The organism is Corallococcus macrosporus, from assembly GCF_017302985.1.
Taxonomy (GTDB): Bacteria; Myxococcota; Myxococcia; order Myxococcales; family Myxococcaceae; genus Corallococcus; species Corallococcus macrosporus_A.
This window is the reverse complement of the sequence record NZ_JAFIMU010000002.1, coordinates 425,008-441,548: the sequence shown is the minus strand read 5'-3', so window position 1 is coordinate 441,548 and position 16,541 is coordinate 425,008. Positions and strand designations below refer to the sequence as shown.

Annotated in this window: 15 protein-coding genes; 6 read left to right on the top strand and 9 right to left on the bottom strand. The window is 71.6% G+C overall.

Annotated features, from left to right (window positions below; all coding sequences use genetic code 11):
* Positions 1 to 81 precede the first annotated feature (81 nt).
* The 3 genes from JYK02_RS02205 to JYK02_RS02195 are packed head-to-tail and all read right to left on the bottom strand — an operon-like array spanning position 82 to position 2,876.
* Entirely contained in the window at positions 82 to 888 is an 807-nt protein-coding gene (locus JYK02_RS02205; RefSeq protein ID WP_207048190.1) for a hypothetical protein, read from the bottom strand.
* A 29-nt stretch (positions 889 to 917) separates the two neighbouring features.
* The gene (locus tag JYK02_RS02200) at positions 918 to 2,105 is read right to left on the bottom strand and encodes an ABC transporter substrate-binding protein (RefSeq protein WP_207048189.1); all 1,188 of its coding nucleotides are present in this window, start codon (positions 2,103 to 2,105) and stop codon (positions 918 to 920) included.
* A gap of 33 nt (positions 2,106 to 2,138) precedes the next feature.
* The gene (locus tag JYK02_RS02195) at positions 2,139 to 2,876 is read right to left on the bottom strand and encodes a PspA/IM30 family protein (protein WP_207048188.1); all 738 of its coding nucleotides are present in this window, start codon (positions 2,874 to 2,876) and stop codon (positions 2,139 to 2,141) included.
* Positions 2,877 to 3,156: 280 nt separating this feature from the next.
* Between JYK02_RS02195 and JYK02_RS02190 the strand changes: the two genes are divergently transcribed.
* The gene (locus JYK02_RS02190; protein ID WP_207048187.1) at positions 3,157 to 4,572 is read left to right on the top strand and encodes a sensor histidine kinase; all 1,416 of its coding nucleotides are present in this window, start codon (positions 3,157 to 3,159) and stop codon (positions 4,570 to 4,572) included.
* On the opposite strand, the gene JYK02_RS02185 is transcribed toward JYK02_RS02190, so the two are convergent.
* From JYK02_RS02185 to JYK02_RS02165, 5 genes are all read right to left on the bottom strand, one after another.
* On the bottom strand, positions 4,569 to 5,906 hold the full coding sequence (locus JYK02_RS02185; protein WP_207048186.1) for a 5'-deoxyadenosine deaminase: 1,338 nt from the start codon (positions 5,904 to 5,906) through the stop codon (positions 4,569 to 4,571). The two genes, JYK02_RS02190 and JYK02_RS02185, sit on opposite strands and share 4 nt — an antisense overlap.
* Positions 5,907 to 5,918: 12 nt before the next feature.
* Positions 5,919 to 6,323 (bottom strand): cytidine deaminase, encoded by a 405-nt coding sequence (locus JYK02_RS02180; RefSeq protein ID WP_014398972.1) that lies wholly within the window; start codon positions 6,321 to 6,323, stop codon positions 5,919 to 5,921.
* 57 nt (positions 6,324 to 6,380) lie between these two features.
* Positions 6,381 to 6,752 carry a PilZ domain-containing protein gene (locus JYK02_RS02175; RefSeq protein ID WP_207048185.1) on the bottom strand — a complete coding sequence of 124 codons (372 nt, stop codon included), beginning with the start codon at positions 6,750 to 6,752 and terminating at the stop codon, positions 6,381 to 6,383.
* A 138-nt stretch (positions 6,753 to 6,890) separates the two neighbouring features.
* Positions 6,891 to 8,051, bottom strand: coding sequence for a molybdopterin-synthase adenylyltransferase MoeB (gene moeB / locus JYK02_RS02170; RefSeq protein ID WP_207048184.1), 1,161 nt, complete (start codon positions 8,049 to 8,051; stop codon positions 6,891 to 6,893).
* A gap of 13 nt (positions 8,052 to 8,064) precedes the next feature.
* Positions 8,065 to 9,369 carry a thymidine phosphorylase gene (locus JYK02_RS02165; RefSeq protein ID WP_207048183.1) on the bottom strand — a complete coding sequence of 435 codons (1,305 nt, stop codon included), beginning with the start codon at positions 9,367 to 9,369 and terminating at the stop codon, positions 8,065 to 8,067.
* 60 nt (positions 9,370 to 9,429) lie between these two features.
* On the opposite strand from JYK02_RS02165, the gene JYK02_RS02160 reads away from it, so the two are divergent.
* From JYK02_RS02160 to JYK02_RS02140, 5 genes are all read left to right on the top strand, one after another.
* Positions 9,430 to 10,623: a BMP family lipoprotein gene (locus tag JYK02_RS02160; RefSeq protein ID WP_207048658.1), complete on the top strand. Its 1,194-nt coding sequence runs from the start codon at positions 9,430 to 9,432 to the stop codon at positions 10,621 to 10,623.
* A 38-nt stretch (positions 10,624 to 10,661) separates the two neighbouring features.
* Positions 10,662 to 12,227 carry an ATP-binding cassette domain-containing protein gene (locus tag JYK02_RS02155; protein WP_207048182.1) on the top strand — a complete coding sequence of 522 codons (1,566 nt, stop codon included), beginning with the start codon at positions 10,662 to 10,664 and terminating at the stop codon, positions 12,225 to 12,227.
* Complete coding sequence (locus JYK02_RS02150; RefSeq protein WP_207048181.1) at positions 12,220 to 13,374, top strand: ABC transporter permease; 1,155 nt, start codon at positions 12,220 to 12,222, stop codon at positions 13,372 to 13,374. Before JYK02_RS02155 ends, JYK02_RS02150 begins: the two co-directional genes overlap by 8 nt.
* Positions 13,367 to 14,296, top strand: coding sequence for an ABC transporter permease subunit (locus JYK02_RS02145; protein WP_207048180.1), 930 nt, complete (start codon positions 13,367 to 13,369; stop codon positions 14,294 to 14,296). Before JYK02_RS02150 ends, JYK02_RS02145 begins: the two co-directional genes overlap by 8 nt.
* A gap of 404 nt (positions 14,297 to 14,700) precedes the next feature.
* Entirely contained in the window at positions 14,701 to 15,828 is a 1,128-nt protein-coding gene (locus JYK02_RS02140; RefSeq protein WP_347402410.1) for a sensor histidine kinase, read from the top strand.
* Between the two features lie 55 nt (positions 15,829 to 15,883).
* Here the strand turns inward: JYK02_RS02140 and JYK02_RS02135 are convergent, their stop codons facing one another.
* Complete coding sequence (locus JYK02_RS02135; RefSeq protein WP_207048178.1) at positions 15,884 to 16,522, bottom strand: hypothetical protein; 639 nt, start codon at positions 16,520 to 16,522, stop codon at positions 15,884 to 15,886.
* Positions 16,523 to 16,541: the final 19 nt, after the last annotated feature.

The window sequence follows — 16,541 nt, the reverse complement described above, 5'->3', positions numbered from 1 at the left end:
TCGGCGGAGAGTCAATCTATTCGTGCGCCATCCCGGGCCCTCGCTACGCCCGCAAGGTGCCACGGTGAACAGGTGCCTGCCCTACCGCACGCGGGTGCCGCCGTGCGGCAGGGGCGCGGACGTCTCCTCGGTGAAGTCGAGGAAGCGCTCCATCTGGCGCACCGTCTCGTCCGTGGCCTCCGTCTCCGCGGAGAGCACGTCCAGCTGCCGGTTGACGCTCTCCGGGTCCCGGATGGCGATGGACTGCTCGTGCGTCAGCCGCAGCAGGTCCTCGATGCCGGCCAGCTGGTGGCTCACCACCTCGCGGCTCTCGCCCGCCTGGTCGAAGCGCATCAGGCGCTTGCGCAAAATCTCCACGCGCTTGCCCTTCACGTCCTTGAGGCGCGGGTTGGGCTCCTCGGCGACCTCCGCCTCCAGCGCCGTGACCTCGGCGGTCAGGTGCTCGCGGTCGGAGCCGTTGAGGTACGTGCGGTACTGGTTGAGCGCGGAGATGAGCCGCAGGAAGGACGTGAGCAGTGCGTCCAGCTTGGGCTCGCTGCTCGCGGCCAGCACGCGCCCGGCGGGCAGCTTGCGGTAGTTGGCCAGAATCTTTTCCTTCAGCCCCACCAGCTGCTGGTAGTGGTCGCGCTGCGACGGCGCCAGGTCCGCGAGCAGCGAGTCCACCGCCGCGCGCGCGGCCTCCGGGTTGTCCGGCTGCTGCGCCCGCACGGCGCGCTGGAAGCGCTTCATGGACGACAGGACGGCCAGGTAGACGCCCTCCACGCCCAGCGCCACCATCATGGGCAGCGGCTCCTGCGTCACGGCGCTGGACATGGCCGCCGTCGTCAGCCCCACCAGGTTGGCCGGCAGGAGGAACGCGGCCTTGATGTAGTTCGGTGTCTTCGCCACGTCCGACTCCCCTTCCCTCTCGGGCCGCTCTACGGCCCCCGCGCCTCGGAGACGTACTTCAGCGCGCCCAGGTCCCGCGTGTCCTCCGCGGGTGGGGGCGCCGTCCCACGCTTGAGCTTCTGGAAGAGCGCCGCGGCGCTCTGGAAGAGCTCGTCATAGGTAACCGGCGCCTCGCCGGAAAGTCCGAAGAAGGCCCGATTGTCCGCCAGCGTGGCGGGCGGGGCGCTCCGGATGGCCTCCGTGGGGTCGCCCAGGTAGGGCGCCACCTCGCCCAACAGCCGCGCCCCGGCCGCCGGGTCCTTCAGCACGCCCTGCCCCGCGTCCAGAAGTCCACGCAGCACCCGCCGCACCGCGTCCGGGTAGCGCGCCGCGAAGTCGCCCCGGGCCACCAGCACCGTGGCCAGCAGGTGCGGCGCGTCCGCCGTGGTGGCCAGCACCTTGCCGCCCCTGTCTCTCGCCGCCAGCTCCACGTCGCCCCACAGCCCCACCACCACGTCCGCCCGGCCCTCCCGGAGCGCGCGGCCCGCGTCCAGCGTGGAGGGCAGGTCCACCCACCGCACGTCCGAGGTGCGCAGCCCCGCGCGCGCCAGCACCCAGAGGGCGAAGTAGTGCGACGAGCCGCCCGGATACACGCCCACCCGCTTGCCGCGCAGGCCGGCCAGGTCCGGCACGCCCACCGCCGCCATGGCCTCCTGGCCCCGGCTGCGCCCCACGAGCAGCACCGTGCGCGGCGCCGCGTCCCTCAAGGTGGGCGCCCACGACGCGAGCCGGTCCACCGACAGGGCCGCCATGTCCACACCGCCGTTCTCCGCGCCCACGGACAGGGCCTGCTTCAGCTCCTCCTCGCGAGCGAAGAGCACCGCGCGGGCATCCAGCGCGTACGCCGTCTTGAGCAGCCCCTGCGCGGCGCCGGGGGGCGTGGCGGGGTTGTCCAGCGTGGTGGCGCCGCCGGTGGCCACGAGCAGCGCGGAGGCCGAGCCACGCGGGGTGAAGCCGATGAGCACGGGACGCAGTGGCACGGAGGCCACGTCCGCCACCGGGGCCGCGACGCCCGCCGGGAAGTCGCCCGGGGACAGCCGCACCGCCTCACGGGTGGAGGGAAAGAAGCGCGCCTGCAGGCGGTCGAGGTAACCCGCCCGCGAGGCGAAGACGTACCCCGCGCCCAGCAGACAGAGCGCGAGGAAGAGAAAGAGGCCGGGTCCGCGGTGCAGCTTCATCCGTGTGCGTCGGCCCCTTTCATGGGGGGAGACCTACTTGATCTCCACCTTCTTGCCGATGGTCTTTTCCGGACCCGCGCCCACGTCCGACACCGGCGCGGGGCTGTCCAGCAGGCCCATCTCCATCTTGAACTGCTTGACCAGCTCGTCGCCCTGGATCTTCTCCGCCTCTTCCTCGATGGCCGCGGCCTGGTGGTCCACCGACTCCAGCGCCATCTGCATGCGCGCCTCGTTGATGGCCGTCTTCTCCTGGACCTTGCGGAGCATCTCGTCGTGCGTGGAGTCCACGCCCGCGACGGTGAAGGACTCCATCGTGTCGGCGACCTTCGCCTGCCACTTGGCGCGCCGGGCGTCCCGGACGGCGTTCATCGCCTCCTGGGTCTTGCGGTCCTTCTCGCGCATGAACGCCTTCTTGACGTTCAGGGCCTTCTCGTAGGCCTGCTTCGCGATGTCCAACTGCGCCTGGTTGCGCGCGAGGGCTTCCTTCTCACCCTGCAGCTTGGTCGCGTAGGTGCCGGCCAGGTCGTCTCGGCCCGCCTGGATGGCGGCCTTCACCTTGGCGGTCAGCTCCCGCACGTCCTGCTGGTACTTCATGTTCTCCTTCTCGAGCAGCGTCACATTCGCCCGGACCATGGCGATGGACTCGTTCATCTTGGGGACCTGGTCGTTCAGGTCACGGATGTTCTGCTCGAGAATCAACTCCGGATCCTCGATGGAGGAGACGAAGAAGCCCGCGAAGCTCCGCATCGCTCTCTTGAATCGCTGCCACATGTCGGCTCTCACCTCCGCCTGTGCGTAATCCCAGCCACCTTACACGAACTCCGACGCTCACAAGCATCCGGCCGCAAGGCGCGTGTCACCGTGACTACGCCTGCCCCGGGCGGATGATTGCCCCCTTGAACCCACCGCCCGCCAGCCCGGCCGGCGCCAGGGCCTCCAGACAGCCCCCACCCGCCACTCCGTGTCCTTAGGGGTCCACCCGGGGTCGTGAAAGACGATGCGGCCACGAACTTGCCGGGCGGAGAGGAAGCGGGGAAAACGAGAGTGTCGCATGGACCCGACTCCTCCCGTCGCCTTCGAGAATGAGCTTGCACGGGTGGTGGCCGCCCAGAGGCGGCGCGTCCTGGGCGCCGGGGCGGCGGTGCGGCTGGTGGGCACGGCCGTGTTCTTCGCCGTCAGCCTGGGGCTGTGGCTGACGGGCGCCCGGGACTGGGCCCACTACCCGCCGCTGCTGCTCTGCTACGGCGGCGTGGTGGCGCTGCTGTTCGCGCTGCGCTTCAAGCCGCTGACGAAGCAGCTGGGCGTCGTACAGTCGCTGGTGGACGTGGGGCTGGTGTTCGGCCTCCAGCAGTTGGCCCTGCCCGTGTCGCCCTTCCCTGCGGGCGTGGCGGGCTTCAGCCTGGGGCTGTTCGCGCTGGTGGTGGCGCTGTCCGGCCTGGAGCTGATGCCCTGGCTCGTCTACGGCACGGCGGGCCTGGCGTCGCTGACCCAGGCCGTCCTCATGCATCAGGCGGGCGTGGGCCCGGGCGCCATGGTCGTGGCCGCGGTGACGCTGGTGCTGGTGGCGGCGGTGAGCCACTACGGCACCGGACGGCTGCGGCAGCTGGCAATGGACCTGTCGCACGCGGAGGTGGCCCGGCAGCTGGAGGCGCGCCGCACCCACGACGTGGAGGACGCCCACCGCACCATCGAGCGCATGCTCTCCGAGGCCCACGCGCGCAACGCCCAACTGGAGGCGCTCCAGGCCCATCAAGAACAGCTGATGCAGTTCCTGGTGCACGACCTGCGCTCGCCCCTGTCCGCCGTGACGCTGTCGCTGTCGTGGATGGAGCAGGAGCTGCCCATCGGCACGCCCATGGTGGAGTCCGTGCGCACGGGCCTGGCCGTCACCGCGCGCCTGGACCGGATGATCAGCGACCTCCTGGACGTGCCCCGGCTGGAGCAGGGCCGGCTGTCCCCGCGCAGGCAGCCCTTCCCGGTGGCGCCGCTGTTCGACGAGGTGCGCCGCTCGCTGGATGGCGCGGCCCGGCTGCGAAAAATCAGGCTGGAGCTGTCCTGCCCGCCCGGCTTCCAGCTCGTCGGCGACGCGGGCCTGCTCATCCGCGTGGTGGAGAACCTGGCCACCAACGCGCTCCGCTACGCGCCGTCCGGCGGACGGGTGCGCCTGGAGGCGGGTGAGACGGAAGGCCAGCAGTGGCTGGCGGTGCGCAACGACGGCATCGCCATCCCGCCGGAGGCGCGCGAGTCCCTCTTCGACAAGTACGTGCAGGGCAGCCGCGAGAAGGAGGGCCGCCGGGGCTACGGCCTGGGGCTGTACTTCTCCCGGCTGGCGGCGGAGGCCCACGGCGGGCGGCTGGCGGTGGAGGACGCGGAGGGCTGGGCCACGTCCTTCGTGCTGCGCCTGCCCCGCGCGCAGGGCGCCTCGCAGCCGGCCCCGGACGCGACGCCCGCCCGGCAGCGCCGCTAGGAGGCCTGCAGCTTCGCGCGGGCGAAGAGCTTCGTGGCCTGCGTGCGGGCGTTGGTCAGCACCGCGTTCGCGTCCAGCGTCGTCAATTCGCCCTCGCGCAGCACCAGCTTGCCGTCGATGAGCACGTGCGACACGTCCGTGGAGCGCGCCGAGTACACCAGCGGCCCCGTCACGTCCTCCGGCAGCGGGCAGAAGTGGAAGCCGCGCGTGTCCACCACCGTGAGGTCCGCGCGCTTGCCCACTTCCACGGAGCCCACCTCGTCCTCCAGGCCCAGGGCGCGCGCGCCGTGCAGCGTGGCCATCTCCAGGACGTGCATGGGCGTCATCGCCACCGGGCCCACACGCGGGTTGTGCAGCACGGACGCGAGCCGCATCTCGTGGAACAAATCCAGCGTGTTGTTGCACGGGGCGCCGTCCGCCCCCAGCGCCACGGGGATGCCGTCCTTCAAGAGCTCCGGGATGCGCGCGTAGCCCGACGCGAGCTTCAGGTTGGAGCCCGGGCAGTGACACACCACCGTGCCGGACTCACGCAACAGCCGCTGCTCGTCGCCCTCCACCCAGACGCAGTGGGCCAGCGTGACGTGGTTCCCGGTGAGCCCCAGCCCGTGGAAGAAGGCGATGTTGTCCTGCCCCGTCACCTGACGGACGACCTCCGTCTCCTTCGGGTTCTCGCTGGCGTGCGAGTGGATCCGCACGCCCTTCTCCCGCGACAGCCGGCCCACCTCCCGCAGCAGCTCCGGCGTGCAGGACAGGGCGAAGCGCGGCGCGAACGCGTAGCGCAGGCGGTTGTCGTGGGTGCCGTGCCAGCGCTCCATCAGCGCCAGGCTCTCCGACAGCGAGTCCGCCGTCGTCTCACGCAGGCCGGCGGGCACCTCCGCGCCGGAGTCCATCATCGCCTTGCCACCGACGAGCCGGTAGCCGCAGTCGCGCGCGGACTCGAAGACGGCGTCGTAGTGGTGCACGGTGCCCATGTCGAGCGCCGCCGTGGAGCCGGAGCGGATGAGCTCCGCGAAGGTGAGGTCCGCGCTGGCGCGCAGGGAGGCCGCGTCGTGCGCCGCCTCCATGGGCCAGATGCGCTCCTTCAGCCAGTCCAGCAGCTCGCGCTTGTCCGCGTGGCCGCGAAAGAGCGTCTGGCAGGCGTGCAGGTGGCCGTGGATGAGGCCGGGCATCACCACCTGCCCGGCGAGGTCCAGGACGCGGCGGGCGCCCTTCACCTTCAGGCCCCGGCCCACCTTCGCGATGCGCCCGTCCTGCACGAGCACGTCCGCGCGAGGCAGCACCTCGCGGTCGCGGTTCATGGTGACGACGGTGGCGCCAGTGAGAAGCAAGTCCACTTGAGAGAGGTCCTAGAGGAAGGAACGGGTGAAGGCGTGCGGCAGCAGCTCGCTGAGCGGATAGCGCGCCTCCTGCCCGTTCAGGGTGCGGCTTCGCACCGGAAGGTCCGGCCCGGCGAACTCGGCCATCACCTGGCGGCACATGCCACAGGGAGGACAGGGCTCCGGGGTGTCCACGACGACGGCCACGGCCACCGGCTTCTCACGGCCCTGGGCCACGCCCGCGACGAACGCGTTGCGCTCCGCGCAGACGGTGAGGCCGTAGGTGGCGTTCTCCACGTTGCAGCCGGCCACGATGGAGCCGTCCGCGTACAGCACGGCGGCCCCCACGGGGAACTTCGAGTACGGCACGTGCGCGCGCTGACGCACCCGCAGGGCCTCCTCGAACAGCCGCTCCCAGGGAATCTCGTCCGCCATGCCGCCCTCCTTCACGTCGGACGCCGTCCACCGGCGCCCGTCCATCCCGATAACGCCCTAGCGGGCGCCCCGGGGTTCGTCCTTGCTCTGCTCGTCCAGGTGCCGGGCGATGGCCAGCTCCAGCTCCACCGGCAGGTCCACGAAGCGCACGCGCACCACCGGGCCGGACATGCCGGCCTTCGGAGCCAGCACCTTGCCCTTCACCACCGCCTCTTCGGAGGCCGAGGGCAACGTGAAGCGCACCATCACGTCCTTCCCCTCGTCCAGGGCTTCGCCCACCCAGCCCACACCGCCCAGGGACAGGTCCCCCGCACGCTCCAGGAAACCATCCGCCCCGTCCCAGCCGACCTTCAGGCGCATGGGGACGCGGGGCGAGTCGCGCCGGTCCTCTCCCGTCCTGGTGTCCTGGTTCTCGTTCTGCTCGGACATCGCCGTCGTCTCCCTGCCGCTGCCGCTCTCGTATCCGACCCGGGTCGCGTTCCACCACCGCCCCAGGGTCCAGGCTGGCGGCATCATACGCGGGCCGGTCGAATCCGTTGCCCCTGAAAATGCATCCACCGGCGCCCTTCAGGCCCCCGTGGCGCAGAACTGCTCGTAATCGATGAGCTCCACCTTCGCCCCCGGCGCGCACACGGGGCACTCCGGGTCCCGGCGCAGCTTGAGCTCCTGGAAGCGCGTGCCCAGCGCGTCGAAGGTGAGCAGCCGCCCCACGAGCGTCTCCCCCACCCCGAGCAGCAGCTTCAGGGCCTCCGTGGCCTGGAGCATCCCGATGGTCCCCGGCAGCACGCCCAGCACGCCGGCTTCCGCGCAGGAGGGCGCCAGCTCCGGCGGGGGCGGCGCGGGGTAGAGGCAGCGGTAGCAGGGCCCCTGGCCGGGGACGAAGGTCGTCACCTGGCCCTCGAAGCGGAACACGGAGCCGTGCACGTTGGGCATCCCCATGCGCACGCACGCGTCGTTGAGCAGGTAGCGCGTGGGGAAGTTGTCCCCGCCGTCCAGCACGACGTCGAAGTCCGCGAGGATGCGCTCCACGTTGGCGCTGGTGAGCCGCTCCTGGAAGGGCACCACCTTCACGTCCGGGTTGAGCGCCTCGAGGGCCGCCTTCGCGCTCTGGACCTTGGGCTGGCCCCGGCGCTCCAGGGTGTGCAGCACCTGCCGCTGGAGGTTGCTCAGGTCCACCACGTCCGCGTCCACCACGCCCAGCGTGCCCACGCCCGCCGCCGCCAGGTACAGCGCCGCGGGTGAGCCCAGCCCGCCCGCGCCCAGCAGCAGCACCCTCGACTTGAGCAGCTTCGCCTGCCCCTCCTCCCCCACCTCCGGGAGGATGAGGTGGCGGCGGTAGCGCTCCTTCTGCTCGGCGGAGAGGACGACGGGCTTCTCCACCGGGAAGGCCGCGTCGCTCCAGCGGTTGTAGCCGCCCGCGAGCGACGACACGCGCGTGTAGCCCAGGTCCCGCAGCGTGCGGGCCGCGAGCGCGGACCGGGTGCCGCCCGCGCAGTAGAGGACCAGCTCCTCGTCGCGGTCCGCCTTCTCCTCGATGCGCAGCTCCAGGTAGCCCCGGGGGATGTGCACCGCGCCGGGGAGCCGGCCCCCGGCGTACTCGTCGGCCTCGCGCACGTCCACGAGCTTCACCTTCGCGCCCGTCACCAGCAGTTGGCGGACGTGCTCGTGGGAGACCTCGCGGATCTCCTTCTTCACCTCGGACAGCAGCTCGCGGAACGTGGGGGCCATGGGGATGGGCTAACTACTCCAGCCGCTCCAGCACCAGCGGGCGGGCCGCGGGCGCCCGGTCGCCAAACCGGTAGGCCGCGAGCAGCCGCGCCTTCACGTCCTCCACGGGCTTCGCGTCGTTGTAGTGCACCTGCACCACGGGCTCGCCCTGCTTCACCGCGTCCCCCACCTTCTTGAGCAGCGTGAAGCCCACGGCCGGGTCGATCTTGCTGTCCACGCGCTGCCGCCCCGCGCCCAGCGCCACCGCCGCCAGCCCCACGCCTTCCGTGTGGATGCCGGTGACGAAGCCGTCGCGCGGCGCCACCACGTCCGTCGTGGCCTTCGCGGTGGGCAGCAGCGAATAGTCGTCGATGGAGCGCGGGTCGCCGCCCTGCGACTGGACGATCTCCTTGAGCTTCTGGATGGCGCTGCCGTCCTCCACGGAGCGGCGCAGCATCCCGCGCGCCTCCTCCACGTTGGCGGCCTTCCTACCCAGCACCAGCATCTCCGCCGTCAGGGCGTAGGTGATCTCCGTGTAGTCGTCGGGCGCGTCGCCACGGAGCATGTCCACGGCCTCGCGGACCTCCAGGGCGTTGCCCACCTGGCGGCCCAGGGGCTGATCCATGTCCGTGAGCAGGGCCACGACCTTGCGGTTCATCTCCGCGCCCAGGCCAATCATGGTCCGGGCCAGCACGCGCGCGTCGTCCGCCGTCTTCATGAAGGCGCCGCTGCCCACCTTCACGTCGAGCACCAGCGCGTCGATGCCCTCCGCCAGCTTCTTGCTCATGATGGACGACGCGATGAGCGGGATGCAGTCCACCGTCGCCGTCACGTCGCGCAGCGCGTAGAGCTTCTTGTCGGCCGGGGCCACCTGGGCCGTCTGGCCGATGAGGCAGCACCCCACCTCGCGCACCAGCCGGCGGTAGTCCGCGGTGGACAGGTTCACGTTGAAGCCGGGGATGGACTCCAGCTTGTCCAGGGTGCCGCCGGTGTGACCCAGGCCGCGGCCGGAGATCATGGGGACGGGCACGCCGCAGGCGGCCGCCAGGGGCGCGAGGCTCAGGGACACCTTGTCGCCCACGCCGCCCGTGGAGTGCTTGTCCACCTTGATGGCCGGCGTGTCGGAGAGGTCCAGGACCTCACCGGAGTGGAGCATCGCGCGGGCCCACGCCCCCAGCTCCCGGGAGTCCAGCCCCTTGAAGAAGATGGCCATGCACATGGCGGCCATCTGGTAGTCGGCCACGGTGCCGGCGGTGTACGCCTGGATGAACGCCTGGATGTCGGACGGGTCCAGCTTGCCGCCGTCGCGCTTGGCCTTGATGAGCTCGTAGGGTTGCACGGGGCAAGGCCATAGCAGAAGGAAAGCCCTGGCCGCATCTGGTAGATAGCCAGCCCCATGATGCTCCGTCGACTCCACGTGCTCGCCCTGGCCGCGCTCCTGTGCGCCTGTTCCAAGAAGTCCGAGGACGCCCCCAAGGCGCCTGCCCAGGCCTCCACCGCCACGAAGCCCTCCGAGGGAAAACCCGTCGTCGTGGGGCTCGTCATCGACGTGGGCGGCCGGGGTGACCACTCGTTCAACGACGCGGCCCTGCGCGGCCTGGAGCTGTGGGCCGCCGGCAAGAAGTACGAGGGCGGCAAGTACGTGGACGCCCCCGCTGGCGAAGTGCGTCAGTCCATCTCCTCCGACCTCGCGGCGCTCGCACCGGAAGTGAAGCCGCTGCCGGTGCAGCCGCTGGTGCTCCAGAGCAAGGCGCAGGAGGACTACGCCCCCAACCTCCAGCTGCTCGTGGAGCAGGGCGCGAAGCTGACCATCGGCAACGGATACCTGCTGGCCAACGCGGTGCGTGACGTGGCCACCGAAAACCCGGACGCGAAGTTCCTGCTCATCGACAGCCAGTTGCTGGACGCGCAGGGCAAGCCCAAGTCGCTGCCCAACGTGCGCACGGTGCTCTTCAAGGAGCAGGAGGGCAGCTTCCTCGTGGGCGCGCTGGCGGGGCTGGTGACGAAGACGAACAAGGTGGGCTTCGTGGGCGGCATTGAAGTCCCCCTCATCAAGCGCTTCGACGTGGGCTACCGCGCGGGCGTGCGCACCACGAACGCGAAGGCGGCGGACGCGCTGATGGGCGTGTACACGGGCAGCTTCAACAGCGTGTCCGCGGGCAAGGAGGTGGCGCAGGACCTCATCGCCAAGGGCGCGGACGTCATCTTCCACGCGGCGGGGACGGACGGACTGGGCGTCATCCAGGCGGTGAAGGAGGCGCGGGCGGCGGGCAAGACGGTGTTCGCCATCGGCGTGGACTCGGATCAGTCCCACCTGGCGCCAGACGCCATCCTCACGTCCATGGTGAAGCACAGCGACCTGGCCGTGTATCAGGCGGCGAAGGACCTGGTGGACGGCAAGCTGACGGCGGGTGAGCAGGTGCTGGGCCTCAAGGAGAACGGCGTGGGCATGGCGGACGTGCGCGTGGAGTTCCCGGGCAAGGCGGAGGCGCTCCAGAAGGTGGAGGCGCTGCGGCAGCAGATCCTCGCCGGGAAGCTTTCCGTGCCGGGCACGCAGGCGGAGCTGTCCTCCTTCCAGGTCGCGCAGCCCTGATCTCCCTCCAGCACATCGCGAAGCGCTTCGGGTCGTGCGTGTCCCTGGAGGACGCGTCGCTGGACATCCGCCCGGGTGAGCTGCTCGCCGTGGTGGGCGAGAACGGCGCGGGCAAGTCCAGCCTGATGAACGTGCTCTACGGGCTCTACCACCCGGACGCGGGCACATTTCACATGGACGGCAAGCCGGTGCGCTTCAAGAGCCCGCGCGACGCCATCGCCCGGGGCATCGGCATGGTGCACCAGCACTTCATGCTCGTGCCCACGCTGACGGTGGCGGAGAACGTGGTGCTGGGCCGCGAGCCCACCAGGCGCGGCCTGCTGGACCTGGACCGCGCCTGTGACGAGGTCGCGGCCACGGCGAAGCGCTTCGGCTTCCAGTTGGATCCGCGCGCCCGCGTGGACACGCTCACGGTGGGCTCGCAGCAGAAGGTGGAGATCGTCAAGGCGCTGCACCGGGGCGCGCAGGTGCTCATCCTGGACGAGCCCACCGCCGTGCTCACGCCGCAGGAGTCGGACGAGCTGTCGCAGGTGATGCGCGGGCTGGTGGCGCAGGGCCGCACGGTGGTGCTCATCAGTCACAAGCTGAAGGAAGTGCTGGGCGTGGCGGACCGCGTGGCGGTGATGCGCCGGGGCCGCACCGTGGCGGAGGTGCGCCCCAGCGAGACCACCGTCTCCGAGCTGGCCACGCTGATGGTGGGCGAGAGTTCGAGGGGTGCCGCGCTGACCGGCGTGCCCGCGACGGCTGCCGCGACCGCCGGCCTGGCGGGCACCGGCACCACCGGCGCGACGGCGTCACTGCCCCCCGCGCCCGTGGAACCGCACGCGCCCACGGCGGTGACGGGCCCGGTCGTGCTCGAAGCGAAGGACCTGCGGGCCACGGGCGAGAGCGGCCGTCCCGCGCTCCAGGGCGTGAGCCTCACCGTGCGCGCGGGGGAAATCGTCGGCATCGCCGGGGTGGATGGCAACGGGCAGCGGGAGCTGGCGGAGGTGCTCACGGGCCTGCGCAAGCTGGACGGCGGCGAGGGCACGCTGCTGGGCGGTCCCCTCGCGGGGCTCACCCCGGCGCTGGCCAAGGCGCGCGGCGTGGGCCACGTCCCCGAGGACCGCCTGGCTCGCGCGGTGGTCAAGGCGATGACGGTGGAGGAGAACGTGGCCCTGGGCCGGCACCGGCAGCCGCCGTTCGCTCGCGGGCCGTGGGTGGACTTCAAGGGCCGCCGCGACCGCACGAACCAGTTGCTGAGCACCTACGACGTGCGCCCGCCCGACCCGACGGTGGCGCTCCAGGCGCTGTCCGGCGGCAACCAGCAGAAGGTCGTGGTGGCGCGCGAGCTGGACGCGGAGCCGAGGCTGCTCGTCGTCGTGCAGCCCACGCGCGGGCTGGACATTGGCGCGGTGGCGCAGGTGCACGCGCGGCTTCGCGAGGCGAAGGCCCGGGGTGCGGGAGTGGTGATGGTGTCGCTGGACCTGGAGGAAGTGCTGGCCCTGTCCGACCGCGTCTACGTCCTCTACGAGGGCCGCGTGACGGGGCACTTCACGCGCGAGCACCTGGACGAGCGCGAGCTGGGCCGCCGCATGCTGGGCGCGGAGGGAAGCCATGGGTGAGCGGACGCGGCAGGTGCTGCCGTCGGTGCTCTCCGTGCTGCTGGCGCTCGCGGTGTGCTGGCTGACCATCGCCCTCACGCGCGACGCGGACACCGCCACGCGCGCCTACCTCCAGATGCTCTGGGGCGGCGTGGGCAACTGGCCCGCGTTCCTGGACGGCGGCAGCGACACGGCCGTGCTGCGCCCCCTGGGCGAGGCCGCGATGAAGGCCGCGCTGCTCACCCTCACCGGCCTGTCAGTCGCGGTGGCCTTCAAGGTCGGCCTGTTCAACATCGGCGCGCAGGGCCAGATGATCTGGGGCGCGCTGGCCGCGGCGCTCGTGGGCGCGCACGTGTCGCTGCCGGGCGTGCTCCACGTCCCGCTGGCCCTCCTCGCCGCCGCCGTCGCGGGCGCGGCGTGGGCCAGCATCGCGGGCGTGCTGAAGCTCAAGCGCGGCGTGCACGAGGTCATCTCCACCATCATGCTCAACTGGGTGGCGGTGAGCCTGGTGGACAACTGGCTCGTCATCGGCCCGCTGCGCGCCGTGGCGGAGGGCGCGTCGTCCATCACCGGCACCGCCGAAATCCTCCCCACCGCGCAGCTGCCCCGGCTGCTGGGGGACAGCTCGCGCCTCAACCTGGGCTTCCCGCTGGCGCTGGCCGCCGCGCTGGGCGTCTGGGTGTGGCTGTCCCGCACGCGCTCCGGCTACGAGACGCGCGCCGTGGGCCTCACGCCGGAAGCAGCCCGGGCCGCGGGCATCCCCACGCTGTGGCGCGCGGGCGGGGCCATGGCGCTCGCGGGCGCGCTGGCGGGCCTGGCCGGCGCGGTGCTGGTGCTGGGCACGGAGGGGCGCTACCCGGGCTCGCTGGGCGCGCCCTACGGCTTCGACGGCATCGCCATCGCGCTCATCGGCAACAACCACCCGCTGGGCGCGGCGCTGTCGGCTGCCGTCTTCGGTATCCTGCGCGCGGGCGGCACGCGCATGCAGCTGCTCGGCGTGCACAAGAGCTTCCCGGAGCTCATCCAGGGCTTCGCGCTGCTCTTCGTCGCCGGCCGCATGGTGTGGCTCGCGCTGCTGGACCGGCGCCAGAAGCGCGCCCTGGCCCAGGCACAGCCCCCGGCCCCGCCCCAGGCCCCCCAGGCGGGAGTCGAGGTGCCCCGTGCTTGAGGTGCTCCACTCGCTCCTCTTCTCCACCCTGGACGCGGCCCCCGCCCTGGTGTTCGCCGCGCTGGGCGCCATGCTCTCCGAGCGCGCCGGCGTGGTGAGCGTGGGCGTGGAGGGCATGATGCGCACCGGCGCCTTCTGCGCGGCCGTCGCGGCGCTCGTGATGCCCACGCCGCTCGCGGTGCTCGTGGGCATGGCCGCGGGCGCGGGCATCGCCGCGGTGCACGGCTTCCTGAGCATCCGCTGGCGGTCGGATCAGGTCGTCTCCGGCATGGCCCTCAACCTGGTGGCCATGGCGGGAGGCACCTTCCTCCTGGAGTCGCTCTACGGCCCCAACGGCACGCCCGCCATCACCCAGCTGTCGCGCTGGAACCTCCCGGGCCTGTCCCACGTGCCGCTCGTGGGCGCGCTGTCCGGCCACGCGGCGCCCACGTACCTGGCGCTCACCCTGCCCTTCCTCTTCCACCTGCTCCTGTCGCGCACCCCGCTGGGCCTGCGCCTGCGCGCCGTGGGTGACAAGCCGCACGCGGTGGCCACGCTGGGCCTGTCCGTGCCCGCGCTGCGCTGGGGCGCGGTGCTGGGCGGCGGGATGATGGCGGGCCTGGGCGGCGCGGTGCTGTCCACCGCCGTCCTGGACCGCTTCGAGCAGCACACCCCCGCGGGCCTGGGCTTCATGGCCCTGGCCGCCATGGTGTTCGGCCGCTGGACGCCGCTGGGGGCCTTCGCCGCCGCGCTCTTCTTCGCCTTCGGCAACGCGCTGCGGATCGGCCTGGCCTCCAGCGCCCCCTGGCTCCTGGACCTGGTCCCCCAGGGCTTCCTGCTCGCGCTGCCCTACCTGTTGACCCTCCTCGTCCTCGCCCTCCAGGGTCAGCGGGGCCATGCCCCGGCCGCGCTGGGCACCCCCTACGAGCAGGAATCCCGCTGACCATTTTGAGAGGGTCCGGGTATTCCAGGACCCGGGTCGGATTCCACTTTTGGTCAGGTCCGACCCGTCAAATCTGAAGCGGTCACCTGTCCTGATGCGTCTGGTCATTCCCGGGCGATCCGCCAACCCCCTGACCTTACTGGTGCGTGTTTTTCTGCGTTTCCAGTGTGGGCTGATCTGGCTTCGGGTGGACGTCCGGCACGGCGCTGGCAAGGGAGTGCGCCCATGTCGGATTGCGCAACGGACATCGAGCAGGGGCGGCACCTGGCCCTGTCCGGTTCCGGGACGCGGTCCCCCGGATTCGACACACCGCCTCCGGGCGGAAGCGGATCCGGTTTCCAGGCCGGGGTGGCGTGAACATGCAGACGACGGGAACAGGCTCGACGTCACCCCAGCGCCCGCGCGTGATCGCGGTCGACGTGGAGTCCGGCGGAGTGGAGCGGGTGCGCTCCATCCTGACGCCGGCCGGCTACGACGTGCTGCCCGCGAGCGGGACGACGGCCGCGCTGGAGGCGGTGTCCCGCCACTCCGCGGACCTGGTGCTGCTGGACGTGGACCGCGCCCGCACGGTGGGCCTGGCCGCGTACCGGCGCCTTCGCGAGGAGCTGTCCCCGCCGCAGTTCCCCATCCTCATGCTCACGCCTTCCGCGGACCGCCAGACGCGCCGCGAGGTGCTGGAGGCAGGTGTGGACGACTTGCTGACGACCGAACCGCTGGACCCGCTGGAGCTGAAGGTGCGCGTCCACACCCTGCTGGAGCTCAAGGCGCACCGCGAGCAGGGCGGCGTCCGGGAAGTGCTTCAGGACCCGCGCACCCGCTGGGTGCGCATGGAGCGCCTGGCGCGCGTGGGCACGCTCGCCGCGGACCTGGCGACGCAGATGGACCAGCTGGGCGTGGGCCTGCAGCGCGCGCTGGAGCACGTGCGCGCCCGCGCGGGCCAGGGGCTGCCCCCGGACTCCGAGGAGCTGCTCAAGCTGGGCGTGGCCGGCGAGCAGATGCGCCTGCACGGCCAGCACCTGCTGTCGCTGGGCCCCAGCTGCCCCAAGGACATCCAGCGCTTCGACCTGCGGGAGGTGGTGCCGGAGGTGGTGTCCCGCCTGCGCGCTTCCGGCCGCCTGGGCCGCGCGGACGTGCGCGCGGTGCTGCCGGAGGACCCCATCGCGGTGGTCTTCAACCGCCGTCAGTTGGAGCAGGTGGTGACGGAGCTCGTCTGCAACGCGGTGGACGCCGTGGAGGACGTGAAGGACCGGCCGCGCGTGGTGCACGTGGGCGTGGAGCTGCCGGACATGTTCGGTGAGTTCGGTCCCCAGCTCTTCGTGAAGGACACCGGCATCGGCATCTTCGAGGACGAGCTGCAGGCCATCTTCTCGCCGTACTACACGACCAAGGCCCCGGAGAAGAGCGTGGGCCTGGGCCTCACGGTGGCGCGCACCCTGGTGGAGAGCATGGGCGGCAAGCTGACCGTGAAGAGCCGCGTCAACCTGGGCAGCACCTTCACGGTGGAGCTGCCGGAGCAGACGTCGTCCTGGTAGCCGCTGGAGCCACCACACGGGCGGGGAAGCACGTCCCCGCCCGCGTGACGCCTGTCTAGAAGCGGTAGGCCACGCCCGCCAGCGCTTCCATCGTGAAGTAGCTGTCGTCGAAGCGCGGGACGATGGAGGGCCCCAGCCGCAGGTTGAAGTTCACGTTGAGGTTGTTGTTCACGAAGTACTCCAGGCCGCCTCCGAAGAGGATGGGGATGACCGGCCCGATGCCCTCGCCGATGTAGACGTTGAACGGCACGTCGATGCCGGCGTTGACCATCAGCGCGCTGCCCACGGGGATGCCCACCACGAACGCCACCGGCAGCGCCATGCCGAAGAGCGTGTTGCCCCGCGGGAAGTAGACGAACGGCCCCGGCTGGAAGGTGATGCCCAGGGACACCTTGTCCGTCTGGGCAATCATCACGCGCAGCCAGCCCTGGAGCTTGATGCCCGCGTCGGACGCGTCCACCAGGCCCTCGCGGCCCCAGTTGAAGCTGAACTTGCCGCCGATATCGACGTTGTCCGAGCCGCCGTGCAAGAGGCCCAGCGACAGGCCCGGGAAGCCAATCTGCGCGCTGAACATGTTGCGGCCCGAGCCGACGGTGTCCGCCGCCAGCAGGGACCAGCCCTGCCCACGAGCCATCGCGGTGCCGGGGACGGCCAGGAGGACGGCCAGGAGGAAACCGGGAATGAAGCGCTTCACGAGGTTCCTTTCAGCGAAG